Genomic DNA, 25,550 nt, shown 5'->3' with positions numbered 1-25,550 from the left:
ACTTAAAGCATCAATGCCGACCCAGCACCTTCTGCTGTTGCTGAGTGATTTCAACAGGCGCATCCACCTTGTTGGTCCACAAGCTCTGTGCATAACCGGTTGTCACAATGCCCAGACCGAACAATGCAACCAGAACCCACAGTAAATCCGGCTTGCGTTTCATTGACTGCCCTCCTTCGGCAAATCAATACGATGCCAACAGCGGCGCATGTAGCGGCCGTGCAACAGCGTGAATCTTAAAAGGGCGGCATTTTGCGATAACGTGAACCAGTACGCAAATAGTGAGGCCAACCGACTGTCGGTTTGTCATCAAAACAACCTGATGTTGTGAATTCCCCGGAGAACATCCCATGGCCTACTGGCTGATGAAATCAGAGCCCGACGAACTCTCGATCAGTGACCTGCAACGCCTCGGCACGACCCGCTGGGATGGCGTGCGCAATTATCAGGCGCGCAACTTCCTGCGCACGATGGCCGTTGGGGACGAGTTCTTTTTCTACCACTCCAGTTGCCCGGAGCCGGGTATTGCCGGAACAGGCAAAATTATCGAATCGGCCTATCCGGACCCGACCGCGCTTGATCCGGAAAGTCATTACTTCGATGCCAAGGCCAGTGCCGAGAAGAATGCCTGGAGTGCGGTCGATGTGGCCTTCGTGGAAATATTCCCGAAGGTACTGGGGCTGGCTTACCTGAAACAGCAGGCGACACTGGAACAACTGCCTCTCGTGCAGAAAGGCAGCCGACTCTCGGTCATGCCGGTGACCGCCGAACAATGGTCGGCGATCCTGGCACTGCGCTGACGCGGAATTACTGAACGATGAAGTTGTTGAACAACAGGTCTTCAACGATCGGCTTGCCCTCTTCGCTGGTCATGACCTGCTGAACCTGCTTGAGCGCTTCCTGACGGATGTTTTCCTTCGCCTCGGCGCTGCTCATGGAATCGACGGTCTGCTGGGTGAACAGGGCAACCAGCAGATTACGAATCAGCGGGTCATTGCGCTTCACCGCGGCCTGGGCATCGGCGCCAGTCACACGCAAAGCGATATCGGCCTTGTAGACACGCAGCTTGGGGCCGCCATCCAGCGCGTAGTTGCCCACGAACGGAGGTGTCAGGGAAACATAAGCCGCCTTGGGCTCGCCTTCGCCTTCCTTGGCTTCTTCCTGCGCCAGGGCAGGCAGCGACAAGGCCAACAACATCAAGATCCACGCTTTCACAATCCACTCCTTAATACGGTTTGCCGGCTTATACACGCTTATAAGGCCGAGCCATGCTCATTGACCCGAAAACCCACATACCCGACCTTATCGGCCATCACTGGAAAAGGAATAGTGCGATGAAAGCCCTGCTTTGCAAAGCCTTCGGTCCTGCCGACACCCTGGTGCTTGAAAACGTCGCCAGCCCGGTAATCAAGAAGAACGAAATCCTGCTGGACGTAAAGGCCGCAGGCGTCAACTTCCCTGACACGCTGATCATCGAGGGCAAATACCAGTTCAAACCGCCCTTCCCCTTTTCCCCTGGCGGCGAAGCAGCAGGCATCATCTCGCAAATCGGTGAAAAGGTAACCCATCTCAAGACTGGCGACCGGGTCATGGCCCTTACCGGCTGGGGCAGCTTCGCCGAACAGGTTGCCGTACCAGGCTATAACGTCCTGCCGATCCCCGAAACCATGGACTTCAACACCGCCGCAGCCTTCAGCATGACCTACGGCACCTCCATGCACGCCCTCAAACAACGCGCCAACCTGCAGCCTGGCGAAACCCTGCTGGTACTCGGCGCATCCGGTGGCGTAGGTCTGGCCGCCGTGGAAATCGGCAAGGCCCTGGGCGCGCGGGTCATCGCCGCCGCCAGCACTGCCGAAAAACTCGACGTCGCGAAAAACGCCGGTGCCGACGAGTTGATCAACTACAGCGAAACCAGCCTCAAGGAAGAAATAAAACGCCTTACTGGCGGCAATGGCGTCGACGTCATCTACGACCCGGTAGGCGGCGACCTTTTCGACCAGGCCATCCGCTGCATCGCCTGGAACGGACGCCTGCTGGTAGTCGGCTTCGCCAGCGGGCGGATTCCCGAACTGCCGGTAAACCTCACTCTCCTTAAAGGCGCCTCGGTCGTGGGCGTGTTCTGGGGTTCCTTTGCGCAAAGGCAACCTGAAGATAATGCTGCGAACTTCAAGCAATTGTTTAGTTGGTATGCAGAGGGAAAGTTGAAACCACTGGTGTCGCAGGTTTACCCACTGGAAAAAGCTGGAGAAGCGATTGACGTGCTGGGGAAAAGAAGTGCGGTTGGCAAGGTGGTGGTTGCTGTTGGCTGATGCTATCCGCCTTCGCCATGGCGCCGCCCAGAGCAAGCACGCTCCCACATGGATGTTGCGTTTTTTGATGAGAGCCAATTCATTCGCGAAGAGCATAACTACCTGAAAGACATCTGAGACAGGCAGCACTCCGTTCTGCATAGAATTCATCCCAAATACAGCATGGACATCACATGGCTATTTTTCCCTGAGCTTCCTACGCCCTCGCAGAAACAAATTCTATTTATTTCTTCGAGGAACCATCAGATAAATGAAAACCACCTAGTGCGAGTAAAAATAACTTTGAAGAGACTTCCATGCGAATTGGCAATACCCATAATCCTTTATCTGGATACACACCCGAACACAATCAACAGGCAACTGCTGGAGCAGCAGAGGCTTCATCTTCCACGAGTAGTGCACCCACCCAAAGCGCTCGGTCTCAATTAGCCAGCGGGACCAAACAAGGAGCAAGCGGTGTACAGGGTACTGCGGCCGTGGCCAATGAAAAACTTAAAAAAACCGACCTTTCCGCAGGCGATATTCTTATATTGATTGACCAGCCTGACAACACTGCCCTTACCCATAAAATAATAAAAATTGGACAACGCTTACCCTCCCTCTCTCTATTACGTGACAACAAAGGCGACCCCGCTCTGGTTCATGCGGTGATGTGGTCTAAAACGCAGAAAAACCCTGGCAAGGTTGAGGCCAAGGGTCAAGGAGAATCCGAGATTGTCGAAATGCGCGGCGGAGCTCAGCTTTCGTCCTCATCAGGCCCTGTCCAAAAGGGCTTGTATAAAGTCTACTCGCCCAAAGATAAAAACCTAGGCGATTGGGCTGCTCAGATTGGTCAGGTCTGGAGCGAAGACAAGACGATTCCTTACTCAAAACTCAAATGCGTATTAAGCGTGGTAAGAAACTCTAATTTCAAAAGTGGCGCCAAGGATGCAAGTGACAAATATGGAGCTCAAGCCTTTGAAAATACTCCCCGTATCCAGGGTGCATTTTGCTCACACTTCGTACTCGCTGCTTATCAGGCCGCAGCAAAGAGAACAGGCACGCCGTTAACTGGAGCGTTGAAAACCGATGCGGAAGCGACCTCTGTAAGGACGCTGGAGCACTTTCTGAAGAAAGATGAACAAGGCTTCGATTTTAAAGGTTATTTGAAAATTGAACCTGAAGATGTGCTCTACAAGTAGCGCTGGGCTGCTGTCAAATGATCAATCTAGCAGGGTAGGCAGACGATGCCAGGCCCTGCCGCATCCAACCAGCTCCAGGAACCTCTCAAGCCCCCAGACAAAATGTTCACAAAGGAACACGAACAACCGCACATTCCTACGCAGATCTCGGAAAAAGCACTGCTTTTTTCTGTAACGAAAATGTAATATTCGCTTTCGCAAAGAATAAAAATCCGGAGCGTCTCCATGTTTGCGTTTTTCCGTCCTGCCGCACACCAGGCACCCATTCCCGAAGAAAAGGTCGATAGCACTTATCGGCGTCTGCGCTGGCAGATCTTCGCCGGTATTTTCATCGGTTATGCCGGTTACTACCTGCTGCGCAAGAACTTCTCCCTGGCGATGCCTTACCTGATCGACGAGGGCTATACACGCGGGCAGTTGGGGGTGGCGATGTCGGCCATCGCGATTGCCTATGGCCTGTCGAAGTTCCTGATGGGACTGGTTTCCGACCGCTCCAACCCACGCTATTTCCTGCCGTTCGGCTTGCTGGTATCGGCCGGGATAATGTTCATTTTCGGTTTCGCGCCCTGGGCGACGTCCAGTGTCACGATCATGTTTGTGCTGTTGTTCATCAACGGCTGGGCACAAGGCATGGGCTGGCCGCCGAGCGGGCGGACGATGGTGCACTGGTGGTCGCAGAAAGAACGCGGCGGTGTGGTGTCGGTGTGGAACGTGGCGCATAACGTCGGCGGCGGTCTGATCGGTCCGCTGTTCCTGCTCGGCATGGGCTGGACCAACGACTGGCACGCGGCATTCTATGTACCTGCATCCGTGGCACTGCTGGTGGCGGTGTTTGCCTTCGCGACCATGCGCGACACGCCGCAATCGGTCGGCCTGCCGCCGATCGAGCATTACAAGAACGACTATCCGGAAGGCTACGATGCCAGCCATGAAGAAGAATTCAGCGCCAGGGAAATCTTCGTCAAATACGTACTGCGCAACAAACTGCTGTGGTACATCGCCCTGGCCAACGTCTTCGTTTACCTGCTGCGTTACGGCGTGCTGGACTGGGCTCCGACCTACCTGAAAGAAGCCAAGCACTTCACCGTCGACAAGACTTCGTGGGCCTACTTCCTGTACGAGTGGGCGGGCATTCCGGGCACGCTGCTGTGCGGCTGGATGTCGGACAAGATCTTCAAGGGTAACCGTGGCCTGACCGGCATGGTGTTCATGTTCCTGGTGACCATCGCCACGCTGGTGTACTGGCTGAACCCGGAAGGCAACCCGACCGTCGACATGATCGCTCTGGTTTCGATTGGCTTCCTGATCTACGGCCCGGTGATGCTGATCGGCCTGCAGGCACTGGAACTCGCCCCCAAGAAGGCCGCCGGTACTGCGGCAGGCTTCACCGGCTTGTTCGGCTACCTGGGTGGCTCGGTGGCGGCGAGTGCAGCGATGGGCTACACCGTCGACCATTTCGGCTGGGATGGCGGCTTCGTGCTGCTGATCGGCGCGTGCATCCTGGCAATGGCATTCCTTGCGCCGACGCTACGTCACAAGCAGGTCGCCAGCACCTCGCGCCCGACCAAGGCCTGAGTCAGAGCGTAACCGGGGCTGACCGGCAACGCTTGAGCCGCGCCTCCAGATTCAGGTCTGGCATGGCGTGGCTGCGCAGGGCGTTGGCGGTCTGTTCCACATATTCGCGGGTGGTGCCATACCGCCCGCAGGCGCTGGCCAGCACCTGGCTCAGCACACTGTCTGGCAGGTTGCCCGCGTAGCTGGGCAAATGCCGCTCCAGCACAAATCCCAGGGCCTGCACCTGTCTGCCATCCTCAAGACGACAGCTCAGCCAGTGTGGCCGATAGGAGGGATAGGGCATCTCGCGCTGCCAGAGCGCGAACAGCGACTCTTCCAGGCATTCATCCGGCAAGCGATAGGCAAACCCCGTGCAGGAGCCGCCACGATCCAGGCCGAATACCAGGCCTGGCACTTCCGGCGTGCCGCGGTGCTCATGCGACCACAGGTACAGGCCACGATGGTAACCATGAACCCTTGCGCGCCGCTGCTCGACAGCGCTGCACTCCGGGCGCCAGATCAGCGAGCCGTAGGCGAACAGCCAGACAGGTCCGCCCTTGTGGCGGCGCATGGTGGCATTCATCGAGGCAAGCAGTTGCTCGCGGGTCAGTTGCGGGCCAAGGTCGATTACTGGCGGATACTTGAGCCCAAGGCCGTCATGCACGGCCGCCGCCAATTCATTGATTGGGTTCTCCATTTGCCTCCCTGACAGCTTGACTGCCAGTCATGACCGAGCCCTGAGGACCCGCTCAGGCAAGCGGCGCCAAGGTGTCGTGGTGCGTTTACAGCCACAAGCCAGCGGCTTGCCTTGAAAAGTGAAAAAGCATCATGCGATGTGTTCTCATCGCTATAAGCTATAAGCGAATGAAATATTTTGCAATCCGGTTACAAGGCCGTCAGTCAGTTGTCATGCACGCGGTGCGTAGGCAAACACGTCGGCACGCATCTGATGCGCCTCCATGCCAGCGCTGACCAATGCATCCAGAGTGCCGTAGATCATCGCCGGAGAGCCGCTGCCATAGACATGGATCGCGGAAAGATCGCCGATGTCATCGCAAACCGCTTCATGCAGCATCCCACAGCGTCCTTCCCAGCCACACAAATCACTGACCACCTTGTGCAGGAACAGGTTGGGCAATGTGGCCCACTCGTCCCAATGGGGAATGTCGTAAAAGTCTTCCGGGCGACGAACGCCCCAGTACAGGTGCACCGGATGACTGAAGCCCTTGGCCCGACAATGTTCGATCAGGCTGCTCATCTGAGCCATGCCGGTGCCAGCCGCGATCAACACCAGCGGGCCGTCCGGCAGATCGGCAAGGTGGGTGTCGCCAAACGGCAGCTCGACCCGAACCATCCGGTTGCGCTGCAACTGGTCGATCAATGCGCGGGCACTGTCTTCGCGAACCAGCACGTGCATTTGCAGATCGCGCCCGTTGTGCGGCGCAGAAGCCAGCGAGAAGGCGGATTTTTCGCCGTTCTCGCGCTCGATCATCAGGTATTGGCCGGCATGATAGCGCGGCAGCTTGCCGGCCGGAGCGCGCAGACCAATGCGCCAGACATCGCCACCGACTGCCACGCACTCGCTGAGCTGGCAGGCGAACTGGCGCACCGGCAACTGACCAAGCGGCAGGACTGCATCCCACAACACTTCGCAAGCCTCCAGCGGCTCGGCCAGGCAGGTATAGATCTCGCCATGGGTCAGTTCGTCACTGGCCTGCTGCACGCGGCCGTGCACCAGCAGCGCCGAACAGACATGGCAGTTGCCGTTGCGACAGCTCTGCGGGCATTCATAGCCCAGGCGCTGTGCTGCATCGAGAATCCGCTCGCCCGGCAGGGTTTCCAGCACTGCGCCCGACGGCTGCAACGTTACACGCATCAATCTATTCCCAATTGATTCCAGATTTCATCGACCCGACGTGTAGTCGCCTCGTCCTTGACAATAGCCCGGCCCCACTCGCGCGTGGTTTCGCCCGGCCATTTATGTGTGGCGTCCAGCCCCATCTTGGAACCCAACCCGGATACCGGTGAAGCAAAGTCCAGATAATCGATAGGCGTGTTCTCGATCATGACCGTGTCGCGCTTGGGGTCCATGCGCGTGGTAATGGCCCAGATCACATCGTTCCAGTCGCGAGCGTTGATGTCGTCGTCGGTCACGATCACGAACTTGGTGTACATGAACTGCCGCAGGAACGACCAGACACCCAGCATCACGCGCTTGGCATGACCTGGATACTGTTTCTTCATGGTCACGACGGCCATGCGGTAGGAACAGCCTTCGGGCGGCAGGTAGAAATCGGTGATTTCCGGAAACTGCTTTTGCAGGATCGGCACAAACACTTCGTTCAGCGCCACGCCCAGAATCGCCGGCTCATCCGGCGGACGGCCGGTGTAAGTGCTGTGGTAGATCGGCTTGATACGGTGCGTGATGCGCTCGACGGTGAACACCGGGAAACTGTCCACTTCGTTGTAATAGCCGGTGTGGTCGCCGTAAGGGCCTTCGTCGGCCATCTCGCCGGGATGAATCACTCCTTCCAGGACGATTTCCGCACTGGCCGGCACTTGCAGGTTATTGCCACGGCACTTGATCAGTTCGGTGCGCGTGCCACGCAACAGGCCTGCAAAGGCATATTCGGACAGGCTGTCCGGCACAGGCGTCACCGCGCCAAGGATGGTCGCCGGGTCTGCGCCCAGCGCCACGGCCACCGGGAACGGTTCACCCGGATGCTTGGCGCACCATTCCTTGAAGTCCAGCGCACCGCCGCGATGGCTGAGCCAGCGCATGATGACCTTGTTGCGACCAATCACCTGCTGGCGATAGATACCGAGGTTCTGGCGATCCTTGTTCGGCCCGCGAGTGACCGTCAGGCCCCAGGTAATCAGCGGGGCAACATCGCCTGGCCAGCAGGTCTGTACGGGCAGCATGTTCAGGTCGACGTCATCACCTTCGATGACGATCTCCTGGCAAGGCGCATCCTTGACCACCTTGGGGGCCATGGAGATGACTTTCTTGAAGATCGGCAACTTCGACCAGGCGTCTTTCAGGCCCTTGGGTGGCTCCGGCTCCTTGAGGAAAGCCAGCAACTGGCCAATTTCCCGCAGCTCGCTGACCGACTCGGCGCCCATGCCCATGGCGACCCGCTCCGGTGTGCCGAACAGGTTGCCGAGTACCGGAATGTCGAAGCCGACCGGTTTTTCAAACAACAGCGCAGGCCCTTTGGCGCGCAGCGTCCGGTCGCAGATTTCCGTCATTTCCAGCACAGGGGAAATGGGCATCTGAATGCGTTTCAACTCTCCGCGCTGCTCAAGCTGCTGCACGAAATCCCTTAGGTCCTTGAATTTCATTAACCCGGCCACTTATTCAAATAGATGCACATCGTACCTGCTCTGCAGGTCCGTGGCAGCCCTGAACTGTGAAAACGAAATCATTCCAGCGCGGTATAGACGGTGTGGGAGCGGCTTCAGCCGCGAAAGCAAAATGACAGGCGATATATTCGTAAGGGATATATGCATTTTTTGCGGATGAATCCGCTCCAACTGCAATGTTCACCAACAAAAATGGCGCCCCGTGGGGCGCCATCTTCTGCTGCGGTTCAGCCGGTCGGTTACTTGCGTTTCATCGACAGGAAGAACTCATCGTTGGTCTTGGTCTGCTTGAGCTTGTCGACCAGGAACTCGATGGCGGCGACTTCATCCATCGGATGCAGCAGCTTGCGCAGGATCCACATGCGTTGCAGTTCGTCATCAGCAGTCAACAGCTCTTCGCGGCGGGTGCCGGAGCGGTTGATGTTGATGGCCGGGAACACACGCTTCTCTGCGATCTTGCGATCCAGCGGCAGCTCCATGTTGCCCGTACCCTTGAACTCTTCGTAGATCACTTCATCCATCTTCGAGCCGGTTTCAACCAGCGCGGTGGCGATGATGGTCAGCGAGCCGCCTTCTTCGATGTTACGCGCAGCACCGAAGAAACGCTTTGGCTTCTCCAGGGCGTGTGCATCGACACCACCGGTCAGGACCTTGCCGGAGCTAGGGATCACGGTGTTGTAGGCGCGAGCCAGACGAGTGATGGAGTCGAGCAGGATCACCACGTCCTTCTTGTGCTCGACCAGGCGCTTGGCCTTCTCGATCACCATTTCGGCAACCTGCACGTGGCGGGTTGGCGGCTCGTCGAACGTCGAGGCAACCACTTCGCCGCGTACGGTACGCTGCATTTCGGTCACTTCTTCCGGACGCTCGTCGATCAGCAGGACGATCAGATGGACTTCCGGATTGTTGCGCGTGATGTTCGACGCGATGTTCTGCAGCATGATGGTCTTGCCCGCTTTCGGCGGTGCAACGATCAGACCACGCTGACCTTTGCCGATCGGGGCACACAGATCGATCACGCGACCGGTCAGGTCTTCGGTGGAACCGTTACCGGCTTCCATCTTCATGCGCACGTTCGGGAACAGAGGTGTCAGGTTCTCGAACAGAATCTTGTTCTTGGCGTTTTCCGGACGATCGAAGTTGATCGTGTCGACCTTGAGCAGGGCGAAGTAACGCTCGCCTTCTTTCGGTGGGCGGATCTTGCCAACGATGGTGTCGCCGGTCCGCAGGTTGAAGCGACGGATCTGGCTCGGCGAGACGTAGATATCGTCCGGGCCAGCCAGATAGGAAGCGTCTGCAGAGCGCAGGAAGCCGAAGCCGTCCTGGAGGATCTCCAGCACGCCATCACCAGAAATTTCCTCGCCGCTTTTGGCGTGCTTTTTCAGCAGGGAGAAAATCACATCCTGCTTGCGCGAACGGGCCATATTTTCTATGCCCATCTGTTCGGCCATTTCGAGCAGATCGGTAATCGGCTTTTGCTTGAGTTCAGTCAGGTTCATATGGGAATGACGTAATCATGTATGAAGGGAAATTAAGCTTTTGGCTTAATGAGGCCGCGCCGCAGAGAAGGCGACAGGATCGCGTACTAAATCGAAAGGAGAGCGTCGGCGACGGCTTGCAGGGGGCAATGGAGATTCCATTGCGGGGCCGAATGTACCACTTGATTTTCCGGGCGTCTAGTACGATGCCAGAAAAAACCCCGCTATTCGCGGGGCTTTAGATACATCAAAGATTGGCGTCGATGAAGGCGGCCAATTGCGACTTGGACAAGGCGCCCACTTTCGTGGCTTCAACGTTGCCGTCCTTGAACAGCATCAGCGTAGGGATACCACGCACGCCATGCTTGGCCGGGGTTTCCGCGTTGGCGTCGATGTTCAGCTTGACGACAGTCAGCTTGCCTTCGTAGGTGCTGGCGATTTCGTCCAGAACCGGTGCAATCATCTTGCATGGGCCACACCACTCAGCCCAGTAGTCAACAAGCACAGGGCCCGAAGCCTTGAGTACATCGGCTTCAAAGCTGGCGTCGGTGACGTGTTTGATCAGGTCGCTACTCATGGAGTTCTCCGAGGTCGTAGGCTAAAAACGACGCTCATCATAGCGGGCCTGATGCCATTCAGGAAGACGAGGTTAATTGAGTCTGGCTATGGCAACCAGTGAATCTGGTTATAGCCCGGCATTCAGCTGGCAGGCGAAACAAACACAATCCCTGTACGCAATGCCGCGCCACGGATGTGTTCCTGCATGGCCTTTTGCGCCGGACCGGATGCATGCCGGGCAAGGGCCCGCAGAATCTTGCGATGTTCCTGCCAGGTTTCCATGACTCTTCCGGCACGAATGAACGGCATTTTCTGACTTTCGAGGAAGATGTCCGCACCTGCCGTGACAATTCCCAACATGGCCTGATTGCCACTGGCGACCAGAATGTGCCGATGAAACTCGAAGTCCAGCCTGGACGCCGCCTCAAAATCCCCGGCGCGCAATTCCAGACGCATGGCTTCGACATTGTCTTCCAGTACATCCCGCTCGTCGGCGGTCAGGGTGACCGCGGCCAGACCGGCGGCAAAGCCTTCCAGCGCATAACGCAACTGAAACGTGTCGGCCGGAGAAACCCGTGCATCGAAAGGCCAGGAAAAACCACCCGTGCGCTGTTCTGGTTCAGAAAGCGCTTGAATGAACACTCCTTTGCCCGGCTGCACACTGACGATGCCCAGGGCGCTCAACGACGACAGGGCTTCGCGCAACGAGGCCCGGCTGACGCCCAGCAATACCGCCAGATCCCGCTGCGAAGGCAGGCTGTCGCCAGGTTTGTAGCCTTGCTCGGCAATCAGCTTGCGGATTGCCCGAAGGGCCGATTCAGGTACTGCGAGTGCATTTTGCGGCATCACTGTTCAGGCCAGTCAGTCCAGTAAAAATCCCTTTTATCGCCATCTCCACAATCCGGCAAGTGACGCCCAGCACTGGGGCGGCGCGGCTTTCAGGCGCTCCAAAGCAGGGCAACCGGCACGCCAACTGTTCAGACCAGTAAGACCAAAATCCGTCTGGAAAGCCTGAGTTACGGCGCAAACAGGATGAGTGGCATGGGCTGTGCACTACAGGACAGGCCAACATCTTTCGTTCCGTTCGGAGATTTCCCATGACCAAGCGTTACAGCGCACTGCTTACTGCCTTGTTTGCCAGCCTGATGCTCAGCCAGACTCCTGCCCATGCCAGCGGCCTGGATGACGTCGTAGCGCGCGGCACATTGAAAGTGGCTGTGCCTCAGGACTTCCCTCCGTTTGGCTCGGTAGGCCCGGACATGAAACCGCGCGGCCTGGATATCGATACCGCACAACTGCTGGCCGACAAGTTGAAAGTCAAACTTGAACTGACGCCGGTCAACAGCACCAACCGCATTCCCTACCTGACCACGGGCAAGGTCGACCTGGTGATTTCCAGCCTTGGCAAGAACCCGGATCGCGAGAAAGTCATCGACTTCTCCCGTGCCTACGCTCCGTTCTACCTGGCGGTCTTCGGTCCACCCGATGCGCCGGTCAAGGAAATCAATGACCTCAAGGGCAAGACCATCAGCGTGACCCGCGGCGCCATCGAAGATATCGAGCTGACCGCCGTGGCCCCCGAAGGCGCAACCATCAAGCGCTTTGAAGACAACAATTCGACCATCGCCGCCTACCTGGCCGGCCAGACCGACCTGATCGCCAGCGGCAACGTGGTAATGGTCGCGATCAGCGAGCGCAGCCCGAAACGCATCCCGGCCCTGAAAGTGAAACTCAAGGACTCGCCGGTCTACGTCGGGGTCAACAAGAACCAGCCGGAACTGCTGGGCAAGGTCAACGAAATCCTCAACGCCGCCAAGGCTGACGGTTCGCTGGAAAAGGCTTCCGTGACCTGGCTCAAGCAACCGCTGCCAGCCGATCTTTGATCACTGCTTGCTGATCACGGGATCCGCCAATGGCTTATCAATTCGACTTTACACCGGTCCTGCAAAGCGCCGATCTCTTGCTGCGCGGGGCCTTGTTCACGCTGGAACTGACGGCCATTGGTACGTTGCTCGGGGTCAGCCTGGGCATCCTTGGCGCGGTGGTGAGGGCCTGGAAGATCCAGCCGTTCGCGACGATCTTCGGCATCTATGTCGAGCTGATCCGCAATACGCCGTTTCTGGTCCAGCTGTTTTTCATCTTCTTTGGCCTGCCCTCGCTGGGCGTGCAGATCTCGGAGTGGCAGGCAGCGGTGCTGGCGATGGTCATCAATCTGGGCGCCTATTCGACGGAAATCATCCGCGCAGGCATTCAGGCGATCCCCAAGGGCCAGCTTGAAGCTGCCGCGGCACTGGCCATGAATCGCTTTGAAGCGTTTCGCCATGTGGTGCTGGCGCCAGCGCTGGGCAAGGTCTGGCCAGCCCTCAGCAGCCAGATCATCATCGTCATGCTCGGTTCGGCAGTCTGCTCGCAGATCGCCACCGAGGAGCTGAGCTTTTTCGCCAACTTCCTCCAGTCGCGCAACTTCCGCGCCTTTGAGACGTACATCGTCACCACGCTGATCTACCTGTGCATGGCGTTGCTGATCCGGCAATTGCTGGCCTGGATCGGGCGCCGCTACCTGACGAGGAGCCGCTGATGGATTTCACTCTGTGGGACATCCTGCGCAACCTGCTGATCGGCCTGCAATGGACCGTGGCCCTGTCGCTGGTGGCGTTCATCGGCGGCGGCCTGATCGGGCTACTAGTGATGGGCATGCGTATTTCGGACAAGACCGGACCAAGGGTCGCGGCCAGGATCTATATAGAACTGTTCCAGGGCACGCCGCTGTTGATGCAGTTGTTTCTGGTGTTCTTCGGCGTGGCCTTGATGGGGGTGGATATTTCCCCCTGGGCCGCCGCCGCCCTGGCCTTGACGCTCTTCACCAGCGCTTATCTGGCCGAGATCTGGCGAGGTTGCGTGGAGTCGATCACCAAGGGCCAGTGGGAAGCTTCCGCCAGCCTGGCGATGACGCCGCTCGAACAAATGCGTTACGTGATCCTGCCGCAGGCATTGCGCATTGCGGTGGCGCCGACGGTCGGTTTCTCGGTGCAGGTAGTCAAAGGCACCGCAGTGACCTCGATCATCGGCTTCACCGAGCTGACCAAGACCGGCAGCATGCTGGCCAACGCCACATTTGAACCCTTCATGGTCTACGGCTTCGTTGCCCTGGGCTACTTCATCCTTTGCTACCCCTTGTCGCTGTGTGCGCGCCATCTGGAAAGGAGACTGCATGCCTCTGCTTAGAATTTCCGCCCTGCATAAATACTACGGCGACCATCACGTACTCAAAGGCATCGACCTTTCTGTCGAGGAAGGCCAGGTCGTGGCGATCATCGGGCGCAGCGGCTCGGGCAAGAGCACGCTGCTGCGCACGCTCAACGGGCTGGAGTCGATCAACGATGGAGTGATCGAGGTCGACGGCGAGTATCTGGACGCTGCCCGCGCAGACCTGCGCACGCTGCGGCAGAAGGTCGGCATGGTGTTCCAGCAATTCAACCTGTTTCCGCACCTGAGCGTGGGCGAAAACGTCATGCTCGCCCCGCAGGTCGTACAGAAGGTGCCCAAGGCCGAAGCCGCTGTGCTGGCCAGAAAAATGCTCGAACGTGTCGGCCTGGGCGAGAAGTTCGACGCCTTCCCGGAACGCCTGTCCGGCGGCCAGCAACAGCGCGTGGCCATTGCCCGGGCCCTGGCGATGTCGCCCAAGGTGCTGCTATGCGATGAAATCACCTCGGCCCTGGACCCGGAACTGGTCAACGAAGTACTCAGCGTCGTGCGCCAGCTGGCGGCCGACGGCATGACGCTGATCATGGTGACTCATGAAATGCGCTTCGCCCGGGAAGTTGGCGACAAGCTGGTTTTCATGCATCAGGGCAAAGTGCATGAAGTGGGCGACCCGAAAGAACTGTTCGCCAATCCGAAAACCCCGGAGCTGGCAAATTTCATCGGTTCGGTGGAACACGCCTGATCGCAATCCTGATAGCAGGATGAGTGCGCGATGCGAATCGATTGTGCCCTGCGGCCCATGAGCAAGGAAACATGGGGCACAGTATTGAAAGTACTCTCATCAAACAAAACGCAACATCATGATTTACAACGTCAATGCAGGAGCGTGCTTGCCCGCGACCGGCTGCGTAGCAGTCGTAAATTTGCGAGCGCTTCGCACTCGGTCGCGGGCAAGCGCTCATACAGTTTGCTGCGCACTTCACGACAGCGCGGCGCCGGGGCGGCGGGCGGACTCCTACCCCACTACAGAGACTTGCAGGCTCCCCACAAACTGCTCAAGCTCATGAGCCGGATGATCCCTGTTGTAAACACCCCACTTGGGCTCATTACTGCCATCCCAGGTGCGGCCCTCAAACCGGCTTCTACCCGCCAACTGCTGGGGAATGTCATTGTACTCAAGCTCAAACCAGCCTTGCCCATCGACATCTGACAAGTGAAGGGTCAGACAATAACTGTTCCACGCCCCATCAACCGTCTTGTGCGACCACACCGTATGCCAAATGGCCTGGGGGTCGACATAGATAACCCTGACCTCATCTCTTACTGCCGTAAACAGCACTGGATAGCTTTGCTGCCCACCCGGGTAGGACTTCCATTGAAAGATGACAAAGTCGCCAAACGCACTGTCTATTTTTGTCAGTAGGCTTTTCCACCTCAAACGGTAGGTCTTGTTCTGTTGCCACTGGTAACGCGTGTCACCAACCCTTATATTTCGGCTCTCGCAGCGATAACTAGTCGGGTCGGCAGGCTTGAAGTAACGAAAGACTTCATGCCCCAACGAGGCATCGTGCACCCAGGTTATCGAACCACTGGCGTCCACTTCCAGGTTGCCGAAGCCACCCGGTTTCCCCTCCCAGATAACGATTTCATTCTCCTGTTTATTACGCTCCATATCTCACACTCCTTGTGCATTATTCCTGTCCGTGCGTCACCACCGACTTTTACGCATGTCCTCACCGTCGGCAGATATATTTGTTCAAAACCTGATGATTTTATGATCACTACAGTATGACGTATCAGGAAAACGCCCCCGGAGCACATGACCAAAGGTGGTGAAGATTAGAAACCTCCATGCCACTCGTCTCTTTTGAAACCAAGTCAATTAAAGCGCTTCCCCTTCCACGCAGCAGGAAATCCGTATTTACCCGCCCTATCCGTTTGGCTACGGCCATGGATCGTGGCACGATGGCGCGGTTATCGAACGAGATTTTGATCATGCCGCACTCCAAAGCCAAGAATCTTTCCCTGATTGCAGCGATCGACCTGGGTTCCAACAGCTTTCACATGGTCGTTGCCAAGGCGAATCAGGGCGAGATCCGCATACTTGAGCGCCTGGGTGAAAAGGTTCAGCTGGCTGCAGGCATCACTGAAGAACGCACGCTCAACGAAGAGTCCATGCAGCGCGGGCTCGATTGCCTCAAGCGCTTCGCCCAACTGATCAACGGCCTGCCGCTCGGCGCCGTGCGCATCGTCGGCACCAACGCCTTGCGCGAGGCCCGCAATCGCAACGAATTCATCCATCGCGCCGAAGCAATCCTCGGCCATCCCGTGGAAGTCATTTCCGGTCGCGAGGAAGCGCGCCTGATCTATCTCGGCGTCTCGCACACCCTGGCCGACACGCCGGGCAAGCGTCTGGTGGCCGATATCGGCGGCGGCAGTACCGAGTTCATCATTGGTCAGCGCTTCGAGCCGCTGCTGCGCGAAAGCCTGCAAATGGGCTGCGTGAGCTTCACCCAGCGCTACTTCAAGGACGGCAAGATCACGCCGGCCCGTTATGCCCAGGCGTACACCGCAGCACGCCTGGAGATCATGAGCATCGAACACGCTCTGCACCGCCTGAAGTGGGATGAAGCCATCGGCTCGTCCGGCACCATTCGGGCCATCGGTCAGGCGCTCAAGGCCAACGGCTATGGATCGGGCGAAGTCAACGCCGAAGGTCTGGCGTGGCTCAAGCGCAAGCTGTTCAAGCTGGGCGACGTCGAGAAAATCGACTTTGACGGCATCAAGCCCGACCGCCGCACGATCTTCCCTGCCGGCCTGGCGATTCTGGAGGCGATCTTCGACGCCCTCGAACTCAAGCGCATGGATCACTGCGAAGGCGCGCTGCGTGAAGGCGTGCTGTATGACCTGCTGGGCCGCCATCACCATGAAGACGTGCGCGAACGCACGCTCAGCTCGCTGATGGATCGCTACCATGTCGACCTGGAACAGGCCGCTCGCGTTGAGCGCAAGGCGCTGCATGCTCTGGAGCAGGTCGCAGAAGCCTGGGAAATGGAAGACGACATCTACGCCGAGCTGCTGAGCTGGGCCGCCAAGGTGCATGAAGTGGGGCTCGATATCGCCCACTATCACTACCACAAGCACGGCGCCTACCTGATCGAGCACTCGGATCTGGCCGGATTTTCACGCGAAGACCAGCAAATGCTCGCGCTGCTGGTGCGCGGTCATCGTCGCAATATTCCAAAGGACAAGTTTGCCGAGTTCGGCGATGAAGGCATCAAGCTGATCCGCCTGTGCGTCCTGCTGCGCTTCGCGATTCTGTTCCATCACATTCGTGGCACCCAGGAGATGCCACGTGTGACTCTGCGTGCCGACGGCCCGAATCTGGACGCCGAATTCCCGAAAGGCTGGCTGGAAAACAACCAGCTGACTCAGGCCGACTTCGCGCTGGAAGCGGAGTGGTTGACCCGAGTCGGTATCGTCTTTACTGCACGCTGAGTACCGGAATGCTCAGGCGATCAAGCAAGGTCGCCTGGGCGTTTCGAGCGTTCTGGTTACCGGTCGGCGTGCTGCGCACATAACGCCCGTCCGGCTGCAACAGCCAGCTATGGGTGTTATCGGTCAGATAGCTCTCCAGCTCCTTCTTCACTCGCAGAATCAGTTTCTTGCCGTCGACCGGGAAGCAGGTCTCGACACGCTTGTCGAGGTTACGCTCCATCCAGTCGGCGCTGGAGAGGAACATCTGCTCGTCACCGCCATTGAGGAAGTAGTAGACCCGCGTGTGCTCCAGGAAGCGCCCGATGATCGAGCGCACATGGATATTGTGCGAGACCCCGGGAATCCCAGGACGCAGGCAGCACATGCCACGCACCACCAGATCGATGCGCACGCCTGACTGGCTGGCCTTGTAGAGCGCACGAATGATCTTCGGATCGGTCAGCGAGTTGAACTTGGCGATGATGTGCGCCGGCTTGCCGTCGAGCGCGAATTGCGTCTCGCGGGCAATCATGTCGAGCATGCCTTTCTTGAGCGTGAACGGCGCGTGCAGCAGCTTCTTCATGCGCAGGATCTTGCCCATGCCGATCAACTGGCTGAACAGCTTGCCGACGTCTTCGCACAAGGCATCGTCGGAAGTCAGCAGGCTGTAGTCGGTATACAGGCGCGCGTTGCCGGCATGGTAGTTACCCGTGCCCAAATGCGCATAACGCACGATTTCCCCGGCTTCGCGGCGCAGGATCAGCATCATCTTGGAGTGGGTCTTGAAGCCGACCACGCCATAGATCACCACCGCACCGGCCGCCTGCAAACGGCTAGCCAGTTGCAGGTTGGACTCTTCGTCGAAGCGGGCGCGCAATTCGATGACCGCCGTGACTTCCTTGCCGTTGCGCGCAGCATCGACCAGCGCATCGACGATTTCCGAGTTCGCACCGCTGCGATACAGGGTTTGCCGTACCGCCAGCACATGCGGGTCTTTCGCCGCCTGGCGCAGCATGTCGACAACCGGCGTGAAGGACTCGAACGGGTGCAGCAACAGGATGTCCTGCTTGCTGACCACACTGAAAATGTTCTCGCTGTTCTGCAACAGCTTGGGGATCGCCGGGGTGAACGGCGCGTATTGCAGCTCCGGGTGGCTGTCCAGACTGGTAATGCTGAACAGGCGCGTGAGGTTGACCGGGCCATTGACCTGATACAGCTCGGATTCGGTCAGGTTGAACTGCTTGAGCAGGTAATCCGACAGGTGTTTTGGACAGGTGTCCGCCACTTCCAGACGCACCGCATCGCCATAACGACGCGAGAACAGCTCGCCGCGCAGAGCGCGGGCCAGGTCTTCGACGTCTTCGGAGTCCAGCGCCAGGTCGGCGTTACGAGTCAGCCGGAACTGATAGCAGCCCTTGACCTTCATGCCCTGAAACAGGTCATCGGCGTGGGCATGGATCATGGACGACAGGAACACGTAGTTGTCGCCCACTCCGCCCACATCTTCCGGCACCTTGATGATGCGCGGCAGCAGGCGCGGAGCCGGGATGATCGCCAGACCCGAGTCGCGACCGAAGGCATCGATACCTTCCAGTTCGACGATGAAGTTCAGGCTCTTGTTGACCAGCAACGGAAACGGGTGAGTCGGATCCAGGCCGATCGGGGTGATGATCGGCGCGATCTCGTCACGGAAATAGCGACGGACCCAGGTCTTGAGCTTGGTCGTCCAGTAACGGCGACGGATGAAGCGGACCTGATGCTTTTCCAGCTCCGGCAACAGAATGTCATTGAGGATCGCGTATTGGCGATCGACCTGGCCGTGAACCAGGTCGCTGATCCTGGCCAGGGCCTGATGCGGCTGCAGGCCATCGGCGCCCGCCTGCTCACGTGCGAAGGTGATCTGCTTCTTGAGGCCTGCGACACGAATCTCGAAGAACTCATCGAGGTTGCTGGAGAAGATCAGCAGGAACTTCAGCCGCTCCAGCAAGGGATAGGACTCGTCCAGAGCCTGTTCCAGTACCCGGATGTTGAACTGCAACTGCGACAATTCGCGGTGGATATACAGGCTGCTATCGTCCAGATTCGGCACAACGATAGCCGGCGCCGCCGCAGCAGGTGCCTCAATGGCCGGTATGACTTCAATTTCAGGCTCAACCACTGGCGTAGCCTCCTGAACATCGACTTCAACAGTGGCTTCGGTGAGTCCTTCGGTATTCATGAATGTTCCTGTGAGGCTATTGCCCTTTTAACAGTTGAGCAGCACGGACGGCGAAGTAAGTAAGAATGCCATCAGCACCGGCGCGTTTGAAGGCCGTAAGGGATTCGAGAATCACCCCTTCACTCAGCCAGCCGTTCTGGATCGCAGCCATATGCATCGCATATTCGCCGCTCACCTGATAGACAAAGGTCGGGACCTTGAACTCATCCTTGACCCGGTAAAGGATGTCCAGATAAGGCATGCCCGGCTTGACCATCACCATGTCCGCGCCTTCAGCCAGGTCGGCGGCCACTTCATGCAATGCTTCGTTACTGTTGGCCGGGTCCATCTGATAGGACGCCTTGTTGGCCTTGCCCAGGTTCAGAGAAGAACCTACCGCATCGCGGAACGGACCGTAATAGGCGCTGGCATATTTTGCCGAATAAGCCATGATCCGAACGTTGACGTGCCCGGCAAGTTCCAGGGCCTCACGAATGGCCTGGATGCGGCCATCCATCATGTCCGAAGGCGCGACCACCTGAGCGCCGGCATCGGCATGCGACAGCGCCTGCTTGACCAGCGCATCGACAGTGATGTCGTTCTGCACATAGCCTTCTTCGTCGATGATGCCGTCCTGGCCATGGGTGGTGAACGGGTCCAGCGCCACATCGGTGATAACACCCAGTTCCGGAAAGCGCTCACGCAATGCGCGCGTCGCACGCTGGGCGATGCCGTCCGGATTCCAGGCTTCGGCACCATCGAGGGATTTCTTCTCCAAAGGCGTCACCGGGAACAAGGCCAGCGCCGGAATCCCCAGCGCCACCCAGCCTTCGGCTTCCTGCAGCAACAGGTCGATACTCAGGCGCTCGACGCCCGGCATCGAAGCAACGGTTTCGCGACGGTTTTCACCATCGAGTACAAATACGGGAAGAATCAGATCATCGACGGTCAACACGTGTTCGCGGACCAGTCGACGAGAAAAATCGTCGCGACGATTGCGACGCAGGCGAGTGAGAGGAAACAGGCGGTTTGCGGGGGTAAAGCTCACGGCGAGACTCCTGAGCCCGCATACGCGGGCAAGCGCGACAGTTATAAGCCGCCATTATGACCAATGTGTGACAGTCATAGTGTGACCTGCGACTTGAGGCCGCAGGAAAAGGCCTACAGCAAGGATGGGCCATTGTGGTTGCAGTAATCTTTAACGTCGAGACACATATCGACACTTTCATGATTGTCTTGGGCGAGTTAGGCTGCGCGTTCATTTCGCCAGCATCCAGACAATGCTCCAGAATTTCTTGAATGACTTCGGCTATTTTGCCCTCTTCCTGGGAACCTTCTTTGAAGGCGAGACCATCCTGGTCCTTGCCGGATTCCTGGCGTTCCGCGGATACATGGACCTTAACATGGTCATCATCGTGGCTTTCTGCGGAAGCTACGCTGGCGATCAGCTCTGGTACTTCATGGGGCGCAAACACGGGCGCAAGCTGCTTGCACGCAAGCCGCGCTGGCAACTCATGGGCGACAAGGCCCTGAGGCTGGTGCGTAAACACCCGGACATCTGGGTGTTGAGCTTCCGCTTTGTCTACGGCCTGCGCACGGTCATGCCGGTAGCCATCGGCATGTCCGGCTATCCGCCAGGACGCTACCTGTTGCTCAACGGTATCGGTGCGGCGATCTGGGCTGCGGCTCTGGGCTCTGCGGCCTACCATTTCGGTGCCGTGATGGAGGGTCTGCTGGGCAACATCAAGAAATACGAGCTCTGGGTACTGGGCGGCCTGGTACTGCTCGGCCTCGGCCTGTGGCTGCGCCGCCGTATCAAGAACGCACGTATCGCCCGTCAGGAAAAACTCTGCTGCGCTTCGGCTGCGGCCTCGGATGTAGCGGTCGAAGTACCGGTCGACCTCAAGAAAAAGACCGACGGCGAATAAACCGCCCTTCCTGAATGAACTCGCTCCAGCAATGCCTGGAGCGAGTTCATACTATTTGCAAACCGCCATCGCCTCTTCCACTTCGCGTTTCGCCTCCATGCGAATCAGGCGTGCGGTCTTTCTCTCGAACGCATAGGTCAGCGCCACCGCCGAACACATCAGGCCCAGCGCCAGCCCCCACCAGACGCCCTCGGCACCCAGTTCGGTCGAAAAGGCCAACAGCCATGCGGCAGGCGCTGCCACCAGCCAGTAACAGAGCAGGCCGATGATAAATGTGGTCTTGGCGTCCTTGAGCCCGCGAATGGCGCCCATGGCGATGGTTTGCATGCCGTCCAGCAACTCGAACCATGCCGCAATTGCCAGGAGCTTTACCGCCAGAATCACGATTTCGGTGAACGCCGGATCCTCAAGATCGAGAAACAGGCCGATGACCTGATGGGGCGCAAGCCAGAACAGCAGGCCGAACATCAGCATCACCGCCCCGCCGAATGAAATACCCAGCCGCCCGGCCATGCGCGCCATCAGCACGTTGCCTGCTCCGTAATGCTGGCCGATGCGCATGGTTACCGCATAGGAAATCCCCACCGGAATCATGAAGGCCATGGACACGGTCTGAACCGCGATCTGATGCGCCGCCATCTGGGTGCTGCCCATGGCGCCCATGCAGAATGCAGCAAAGGTGAACAACCCGACTTCCACCGCATAGGTTCCACCAATCGGCAGGCCGAGGTTCCACAGTTCTTTCAGGTGGCTGCGCGACAACTGCCACAGGCCAGAGCGAATCGGATACGCCGCATAGGCGCGATGGCGGCGGATGTGCAGGGCCAGTGCCACCGCCATGCAGTTGGTCACCAGCGCGGTTATCAGGCCGATCCCCATCAGGCCGAGATTGGGCAAACCGAACCAGCCATGGATCATTGCGTAGTTGAGGCCGAAGTTGGCTGCGGCACCAACCAGGCTGATGGTCATCACCGGGCCTGCACGTCCCAGGGCGCTGGTGAATCCGCGCAGGGCCATGAAAGTGAGCAGGCCGGGAAGCGCCAGCGGCAAGGTGGTCAGAAATTGTGCAGCCATGTGCACGTTGACTTCATCCTGGCCGAGCTTGAGCAGAACAGGCTCAAGGTTCCACAGCAGCAGCGCCGCCACCAGCGCCATGCCCCACGCCAGCCACAGACCGGCCTGGGTCAGGCGTGTCGCGCCTTCGGGGTCGTTGGCGCCATGACGAATCGAAACCAGCGTGCCGACCGCCGCCATCACGCCCACACAGAAGAACGAGACAAAACTGTACGTCGCCGCGCCCAGGCCGCCACCGGCCAGCGCATCCGGCCCCAGCTTGCCCATCATCACGGTATCGGTGAAGACCATCAGCATGTGCGCCATCTGCGATGCGATCAACGGCCCGGCAAGGCGCAGGATGATCCAGAGTTCTTTAAGGGCGGGTTGTTGCATGATGGGCAGGCTCTACTTCAGGTTTACAAATCAGGCGCACATTCTCGGTATTTGGACGTTCAAGCACAAAGCGATAAATCCGATCATCGACATGATAAAAACTCATGCAAAAGGATTTGTCGTACAGTAACTCCCCATCATGCAGGGAAGAATGAACATGCCTCGTAGTCTTGCGCCTTTATATGCCTTGCGGGCTTTTGAAGCGGCGGCCCGACATACCTCGTTCACCCGGGCGGCAGAAGAACTGTCGATCACCCAAAGTGCAGTCAGCCGTCATATCCGGACGCTTGAAGAGCATTTTTCCTGCCGCCTGTTCCAGCGCAACGGCCGCAACCTGCAACTCACCGAGTCGGCCCGCGCTTTGCTGCCCGGCGTTCGGGACGGTTTTCAGGCGTTGGAGCGTGCCTGCAGTACGTTACAGACCGAAGAAGGCATTCTGCGCATGAAAGCGCCGTCGACCCTGACCATGCGCTGGTTGCTGGCGCGGCTCAGCCGCTTTCGTCATATCCAGGTCGGCAACGAGGTCCAGTTGACCAGCGCCTGGATGGATATAGATGCCGTGGACTTCTCCCAGGAACCCTTCGATTGTGCAGTGCTGCTGAGTCGCGGGCATTTTCCGCCGGACTGGGAAGCCACCCTGTTGTTTCCGGAGCTGTTGATTCCGGTCGGCGCGCCGACCTATCTGCAGGATCCGCCCTGGGATGTCGAACGACTGGCCAGTATCGAGTTGCTGCACCCGACTCCGGACCGGCGCGACTGGCGCACCTGGCTGAATCGCATGGGGCTGTCCGACAAGGTTTCGCTCAGGGGCGGCCAGGTCTTCGATACCCTGGAACTGGGCATGATCGCCGCCGCCCGTGGCTACGGCCTGTCGATAGGCGATTTATTGATGGTTGCCGAAGACGTCGCACAAGGCCGCATGAGCCTGCCCTGGCGCACCGCCGTGTTCAGCGGCGAGAACTATTACCTGGTCTGGCCCAAGACCAGGCCCGGTCTAGAGCGGTTGCGGCGCCTGAGTGATTTCCTGCAGAGCGAGGTTCAGGCGATGCAACTTCCGCAGGTCGAAATTCTCAAGTAACAACAGCGACTGGGTGACTTGGCAACTGTTTGCTAATATCCGCACATCGGACTCAAGTATTTTACTTGTGGGCCGAACTTACTCTTAAGGACCGTTTGTTCAAAATGGTTCAACCTCATATTAATTAGATATTTTGCTGGGTGTTTGGCCAGGGACTTGGCGACCCAAACATTCAGCGTGGAGTCGTTATGTCCAAGCCCCGTGCCCGGATTGCGTCGCAACTCGGTATTGCTTTGGCTGTGATTTTGGCGGTGGTTATCAGCGGCAGTACGCTTTTTGCCTTGCGTTCCCTGGATGCTGCCAACCTTGTGATTCGTGAAGAACACATGTCCAGCGAGGCACGCCTGCTTGCCGACCAGCTCAACACTTTCCACAGCACCCTGCGTGACAGCACGCAACGCTTGAGCGGGCTGTTTGAAAAGCGTTTTTCCAGTGGTCTGAGCCTGCAGACGGATAAACCCGTCACCGTAGCTGGCACCCCGACTCCGGGCCTGTATCTGGGCGAAACCGCCCTGAACAACGACTTCACCGAGGTCGACGAATTTCGTCGCCTGACCGCAGGTGTCGCGACCATTTTCGTGCGCAGCGGCGATGACCTGGTACGGATCAGCACCTCCCTGAGCAAGCAGGACGGCACTCGCGCCATCGGCACCGTGCTCGATCGCAAGGGCCCGGCTTATGAGCGTTTGATGGCTGGCCAGGAATATGTCGGCAAGGCGGTCCTGTTTGAACGCTACTACATGACTCAGTACAGCCCGGTGCGTGACAGCAGCGGCAAGATCATTGCTGCGCTGTTCGTAGGCTTCGATTACACCGATGCACAGAAAGCACAGTTCGAGAACCTCAGAAACTTCCGTATCGGCAAGACTGGTTCGCTGGCCCTGCTGGACGAGCAGAATCGCTGGCTGGTCGCGCCAGCTGGCGCAAAATCCCCTGACGATGCAGCCAAGTCGGTCGCCGGTGCAGTCAAGGAGCCTGGCAAGGGCATGTTCTGGCACGATGGCGTGCAGGACTTCTACAGCGTTGGTCAGCCTTTCAGTGGCGGACCATGGACCGTACTGGCGAACATGCCGGGCGACGAAATCAGCGAAGTGACCTGGAACGTAGGCACGCAACTGGCCATCGGCAGCCTGCTGGCCATGCTGATCGCCGTGAGTGGTGCGATCTGGCTGCTGCGCAGCAAACTGCGTCCACTGTCCGAGCTGGTACGTCAGGCCGATGCACTGGGTTCCGGCGACCTGAGCGTACGCCTGCAGGTTTCCAGCCACGATGAGATCGGGCAACTGGCAGGCAGCTTCAACAAGATGAGCGAAGCACTGTCGAACATGGTTTCGCATATCCGCACCGCAGCCCAGGAAGTGAGCACTCGTGCCCATGCCCTGTCCGGCATGTCGGGTGGCGCTTATGAAGGTATGGAGCAGCAGTCCGGCGAAATCACCAGCATGGCGGGCGCGGTCGAAGAGTTCAGCGCCACCTCCCTGAACATCGCCGACAACATGAAGAACACCGAGCGTCTGGCGCAGGAAAACGCACAACAGACCCGTATCGGCCGTACGTCCATGGACGAGGCATCTTCTTCGCTGCAACAGATCGCCACATCGTTGAACAGCACCGCGACCGTGATCGACACACTGGGCCAGCGTTCCCAGGAAATCGGCAGCATCGTCGGCGTGATTACCTCGATTGCCGACCAGACCAACCTGCTCGCCCTCAACGCCGCCATCGAAGCAGCGCGTGCCGGTGAACAGGGACGCGGCTTTGCCGTGGTAGC

The 25,550-nt window shown here is 58.3% G+C and carries 24 protein-coding genes; 12 read left to right on the top strand and 12 right to left on the bottom strand.

What is annotated here, in order from left to right:
- Nucleotides 1-10: 10 nt before the first annotated feature.
- Nucleotides 11-163, bottom strand: coding sequence for a hypothetical protein (locus ALQ04_RS13430; RefSeq protein WP_122316243.1), 153 nt, complete (start codon nt 161-163; stop codon nt 11-13).
- Nucleotides 164-350: 187 nt separating this feature from the next.
- On the opposite strand from ALQ04_RS13430, the gene ALQ04_RS13425 reads away from it, so the two are divergent.
- On the top strand, nt 351-800 hold the full coding sequence (locus ALQ04_RS13425) for an EVE domain-containing protein (protein ID WP_122316242.1): 450 nt from the start codon (nt 351-353) through the stop codon (nt 798-800).
- Between the two features lie 7 nt (nt 801-807).
- Here ALQ04_RS13425 and ALQ04_RS13420 read toward each other — a convergent pair whose 3' ends face one another.
- Nucleotides 808-1,215, bottom strand: a complete 408-nt coding sequence (locus tag ALQ04_RS13420; protein ID WP_122316241.1) for a flagellar basal body-associated protein FliL — start codon at nt 1,213-1,215, stop codon at nt 808-810.
- A gap of 119 nt (nt 1,216-1,334) precedes the next feature.
- Here ALQ04_RS13420 and ALQ04_RS13415 point away from each other — a divergent pair, with 119 nt between their 5' ends.
- The 3 genes from ALQ04_RS13415 to glpT all read left to right on the top strand — a co-directional run bounded on the left by ALQ04_RS13415 (nt 1,335) and on the right by glpT (nt 5,068).
- Nucleotides 1,335-2,312: an NADPH:quinone oxidoreductase family protein gene (locus ALQ04_RS13415; RefSeq protein WP_122316240.1), complete on the top strand. Its 978-nt coding sequence runs from the start codon at nt 1,335-1,337 to the stop codon at nt 2,310-2,312.
- Between the two features lie 296 nt (nt 2,313-2,608).
- A complete protein-coding gene (locus tag ALQ04_RS27280; RefSeq protein ID WP_259645008.1) occupies nt 2,609-3,493 on the top strand; it encodes a hypothetical protein in 885 nt (294 codons plus the stop codon).
- 225 nt (nt 3,494-3,718) lie between these two features.
- On the top strand, nt 3,719-5,068 hold the full coding sequence (gene glpT / locus ALQ04_RS13405) for a glycerol-3-phosphate transporter (protein ID WP_122316239.1): 1,350 nt from the start codon (nt 3,719-3,721) through the stop codon (nt 5,066-5,068).
- A 1-nt stretch (nt 5,069) separates the two neighbouring features.
- On the opposite strand, the gene ALQ04_RS13400 is transcribed toward glpT, so the two are convergent.
- From ALQ04_RS13400 to ALQ04_RS13375, 6 genes are all read right to left on the bottom strand, one after another.
- Nucleotides 5,070-5,744, bottom strand: coding sequence for a gamma-glutamylcyclotransferase (locus tag ALQ04_RS13400; protein ID WP_122316238.1), 675 nt, complete (start codon nt 5,742-5,744; stop codon nt 5,070-5,072).
- A 210-nt stretch (nt 5,745-5,954) separates the two neighbouring features.
- A complete protein-coding gene (locus ALQ04_RS13395) occupies nt 5,955-6,923 on the bottom strand; it encodes a CDP-6-deoxy-delta-3,4-glucoseen reductase (RefSeq protein WP_122316237.1) in 969 nt (322 codons plus the stop codon).
- Nucleotides 6,923-8,389 (bottom strand): 4-hydroxy-3-polyprenylbenzoate decarboxylase, encoded by a 1,467-nt coding sequence (ubiD, locus tag ALQ04_RS13390; RefSeq protein WP_122316236.1) that lies wholly within the window; start codon nt 8,387-8,389, stop codon nt 6,923-6,925. The genes ALQ04_RS13395 and ubiD overlap by 1 nt, the downstream gene beginning before the upstream one ends.
- 260 nt (nt 8,390-8,649) lie before the next feature.
- Nucleotides 8,650-9,909: a transcription termination factor Rho gene (gene rho, locus ALQ04_RS13385; protein ID WP_025257997.1), complete on the bottom strand. Its 1,260-nt coding sequence runs from the start codon at nt 9,907-9,909 to the stop codon at nt 8,650-8,652.
- A 226-nt stretch (nt 9,910-10,135) separates the two neighbouring features.
- Complete coding sequence (gene trxA / locus ALQ04_RS13380) at nt 10,136-10,465, bottom strand: thioredoxin TrxA (protein WP_122316235.1); 330 nt, start codon at nt 10,463-10,465, stop codon at nt 10,136-10,138.
- Nucleotides 10,466-10,587: 122 nt separating this feature from the next.
- Entirely contained in the window at nt 10,588-11,292 is a 705-nt protein-coding gene (locus tag ALQ04_RS13375) for a FadR/GntR family transcriptional regulator (protein WP_122316234.1), read from the bottom strand.
- Nucleotides 11,293-11,543: 251 nt separating this feature from the next.
- Here ALQ04_RS13375 and ALQ04_RS13370 point away from each other — a divergent pair, with 251 nt between their 5' ends.
- The 4 genes from ALQ04_RS13370 to ALQ04_RS13355 are packed head-to-tail and all read left to right on the top strand — an operon-like array spanning nt 11,544 to nt 14,392.
- Entirely contained in the window at nt 11,544-12,329 is a 786-nt protein-coding gene (locus ALQ04_RS13370; protein ID WP_122316233.1) for a transporter substrate-binding domain-containing protein, read from the top strand.
- 29 nt (nt 12,330-12,358) lie between these two features.
- Nucleotides 12,359-13,024 (top strand): amino acid ABC transporter permease, encoded by a 666-nt coding sequence (locus tag ALQ04_RS13365; protein ID WP_122316232.1) that lies wholly within the window; start codon nt 12,359-12,361, stop codon nt 13,022-13,024.
- Nucleotides 13,021-13,671 (top strand): amino acid ABC transporter permease, encoded by a 651-nt coding sequence (locus tag ALQ04_RS13360; protein ID WP_183142170.1) that lies wholly within the window; start codon nt 13,021-13,023, stop codon nt 13,669-13,671. The genes ALQ04_RS13365 and ALQ04_RS13360 overlap by 4 nt, the downstream gene beginning before the upstream one ends.
- Complete coding sequence (locus tag ALQ04_RS13355; protein ID WP_122316230.1) at nt 13,658-14,392, top strand: amino acid ABC transporter ATP-binding protein; 735 nt, start codon at nt 13,658-13,660, stop codon at nt 14,390-14,392. Before ALQ04_RS13360 ends, ALQ04_RS13355 begins: the two co-directional genes overlap by 14 nt.
- A 273-nt stretch (nt 14,393-14,665) precedes the next feature.
- Here ALQ04_RS13355 and ALQ04_RS13350 read toward each other — a convergent pair whose 3' ends face one another.
- Nucleotides 14,666-15,322, bottom strand: coding sequence for a hypothetical protein (locus ALQ04_RS13350; RefSeq protein ID WP_122316229.1), 657 nt, complete (start codon nt 15,320-15,322; stop codon nt 14,666-14,668).
- Nucleotides 15,323-15,645: 323 nt separating this feature from the next.
- Here ALQ04_RS13350 and ppx point away from each other — a divergent pair, with 323 nt between their 5' ends.
- Entirely contained in the window at nt 15,646-17,148 is a 1,503-nt protein-coding gene (gene ppx, locus ALQ04_RS13345; protein ID WP_122316297.1) for an exopolyphosphatase, read from the top strand.
- On the opposite strand, the gene ppk1 is transcribed toward ppx, so the two are convergent.
- Together ppk1 and hemB are read right to left on the bottom strand one after the other, a co-directional pair.
- Nucleotides 17,135-19,345, bottom strand: a complete 2,211-nt coding sequence (ppk1, locus tag ALQ04_RS13340) for a polyphosphate kinase 1 (protein ID WP_122316228.1) — start codon at nt 19,343-19,345, stop codon at nt 17,135-17,137. The genes ppx and ppk1 overlap by 14 nt on opposite strands.
- Nucleotides 19,346-19,361: 16 nt before the next feature.
- Nucleotides 19,362-20,372, bottom strand: coding sequence for a porphobilinogen synthase (gene hemB, locus ALQ04_RS13335; protein WP_122316227.1), 1,011 nt, complete (start codon nt 20,370-20,372; stop codon nt 19,362-19,364).
- A gap of 232 nt (nt 20,373-20,604) precedes the next feature.
- Between hemB and ALQ04_RS13330 the strand changes: the two genes are divergently transcribed.
- A complete protein-coding gene (locus tag ALQ04_RS13330; protein ID WP_122316226.1) occupies nt 20,605-21,252 on the top strand; it encodes a DedA family protein in 648 nt (215 codons plus the stop codon).
- Between the two features lie 51 nt (nt 21,253-21,303).
- Here ALQ04_RS13330 and ALQ04_RS13325 read toward each other — a convergent pair whose 3' ends face one another.
- Nucleotides 21,304-22,701: a NorM family multidrug efflux MATE transporter gene (locus ALQ04_RS13325; RefSeq protein ID WP_122316225.1), complete on the bottom strand. Its 1,398-nt coding sequence runs from the start codon at nt 22,699-22,701 to the stop codon at nt 21,304-21,306.
- A 157-nt stretch (nt 22,702-22,858) separates the two neighbouring features.
- Between ALQ04_RS13325 and ALQ04_RS13320 the strand changes: the two genes are divergently transcribed.
- Together ALQ04_RS13320 and ALQ04_RS13315 are read left to right on the top strand one after the other, a co-directional pair.
- Nucleotides 22,859-23,779 carry a LysR substrate-binding domain-containing protein gene (locus ALQ04_RS13320; protein WP_122316296.1) on the top strand — a complete coding sequence of 307 codons (921 nt, stop codon included), beginning with the start codon at nt 22,859-22,861 and terminating at the stop codon, nt 23,777-23,779.
- A 188-nt stretch (nt 23,780-23,967) separates the two neighbouring features.
- Nucleotides 23,968-25,550, top strand: a 1,583-nt coding sequence (locus ALQ04_RS13315) for a methyl-accepting chemotaxis protein (protein WP_147466597.1), incomplete at its 3' end; no start/stop codon positions are given.

The organism is Pseudomonas cichorii (assembly GCF_003700275.1).
GTDB lineage: Bacteria > Pseudomonadota > Gammaproteobacteria > Pseudomonadales > Pseudomonadaceae > Aquipseudomonas > Aquipseudomonas cichorii_B.
The sequence above is the reverse complement of the archived record's forward strand: the minus strand, read 5'-3'. Positions and strand labels throughout refer to the sequence as shown.

Coding starts and splice junctions, on each gene's coding strand:
- ALQ04_RS13430 (WP_122316243.1), bottom strand. CDS start 163: ATGAAACGCAAGCCGGATTTACTGTGGGTTCTGGTTGCATTGTTCGGT.
- ALQ04_RS13425 (WP_122316242.1), top strand. CDS start 351: ATGGCCTACTGGCTGATGAAATCAGAGCCCGACGAACTCTCGATCAGT.
- ALQ04_RS13415 (WP_122316240.1), top strand. CDS start 1,335: ATGAAAGCCCTGCTTTGCAAAGCCTTCGGTCCTGCCGACACCCTGGTG.
- ALQ04_RS27280 (WP_259645008.1), top strand. CDS start 2,609: ATGCGAATTGGCAATACCCATAATCCTTTATCTGGATACACACCCGAA.
- glpT (WP_122316239.1), top strand. CDS start 3,719: ATGTTTGCGTTTTTCCGTCCTGCCGCACACCAGGCACCCATTCCCGAA.
- ALQ04_RS13400 (WP_122316238.1), bottom strand. CDS start 5,744: ATGGAGAACCCAATCAATGAATTGGCGGCGGCCGTGCATGACGGCCTT.
- ALQ04_RS13395 (WP_122316237.1), bottom strand. CDS start 6,923: ATGCGTGTAACGTTGCAGCCGTCGGGCGCAGTGCTGGAAACCCTGCCG.
- ubiD (WP_122316236.1), bottom strand. CDS start 8,389: ATGAAATTCAAGGACCTAAGGGATTTCGTGCAGCAGCTTGAGCAGCGC.
- rho (WP_025257997.1), bottom strand. CDS start 9,909: ATGAACCTGACTGAACTCAAGCAAAAGCCGATTACCGATCTGCTCGAA.
- trxA (WP_122316235.1), bottom strand. CDS start 10,465: ATGAGTAGCGACCTGATCAAACACGTCACCGACGCCAGCTTTGAAGCC.
- ALQ04_RS13375 (WP_122316234.1), bottom strand. CDS start 11,292: ATGCCGCAAAATGCACTCGCAGTACCTGAATCGGCCCTTCGGGCAATC.
- ALQ04_RS13370 (WP_122316233.1), top strand. CDS start 11,544: ATGACCAAGCGTTACAGCGCACTGCTTACTGCCTTGTTTGCCAGCCTG.
- ALQ04_RS13365 (WP_122316232.1), top strand. CDS start 12,359: ATGGCTTATCAATTCGACTTTACACCGGTCCTGCAAAGCGCCGATCTC.
- ALQ04_RS13355 (WP_122316230.1), top strand. CDS start 13,658: ATGCCTCTGCTTAGAATTTCCGCCCTGCATAAATACTACGGCGACCAT.
- ALQ04_RS13350 (WP_122316229.1), bottom strand. CDS start 15,322: ATGGAGCGTAATAAACAGGAGAATGAAATCGTTATCTGGGAGGGGAAA.
- ppx (WP_122316297.1), top strand. CDS start 15,646: ATGCCGCACTCCAAAGCCAAGAATCTTTCCCTGATTGCAGCGATCGAC.
- ppk1 (WP_122316228.1), bottom strand. CDS start 19,345: ATGAATACCGAAGGACTCACCGAAGCCACTGTTGAAGTCGATGTTCAG.
- ALQ04_RS13330 (WP_122316226.1), top strand. CDS start 20,605: ATGCTCCAGAATTTCTTGAATGACTTCGGCTATTTTGCCCTCTTCCTG.
- ALQ04_RS13325 (WP_122316225.1), bottom strand. CDS start 22,701: ATGCAACAACCCGCCCTTAAAGAACTCTGGATCATCCTGCGCCTTGCC.
- ALQ04_RS13320 (WP_122316296.1), top strand. CDS start 22,859: ATGCCTCGTAGTCTTGCGCCTTTATATGCCTTGCGGGCTTTTGAAGCG.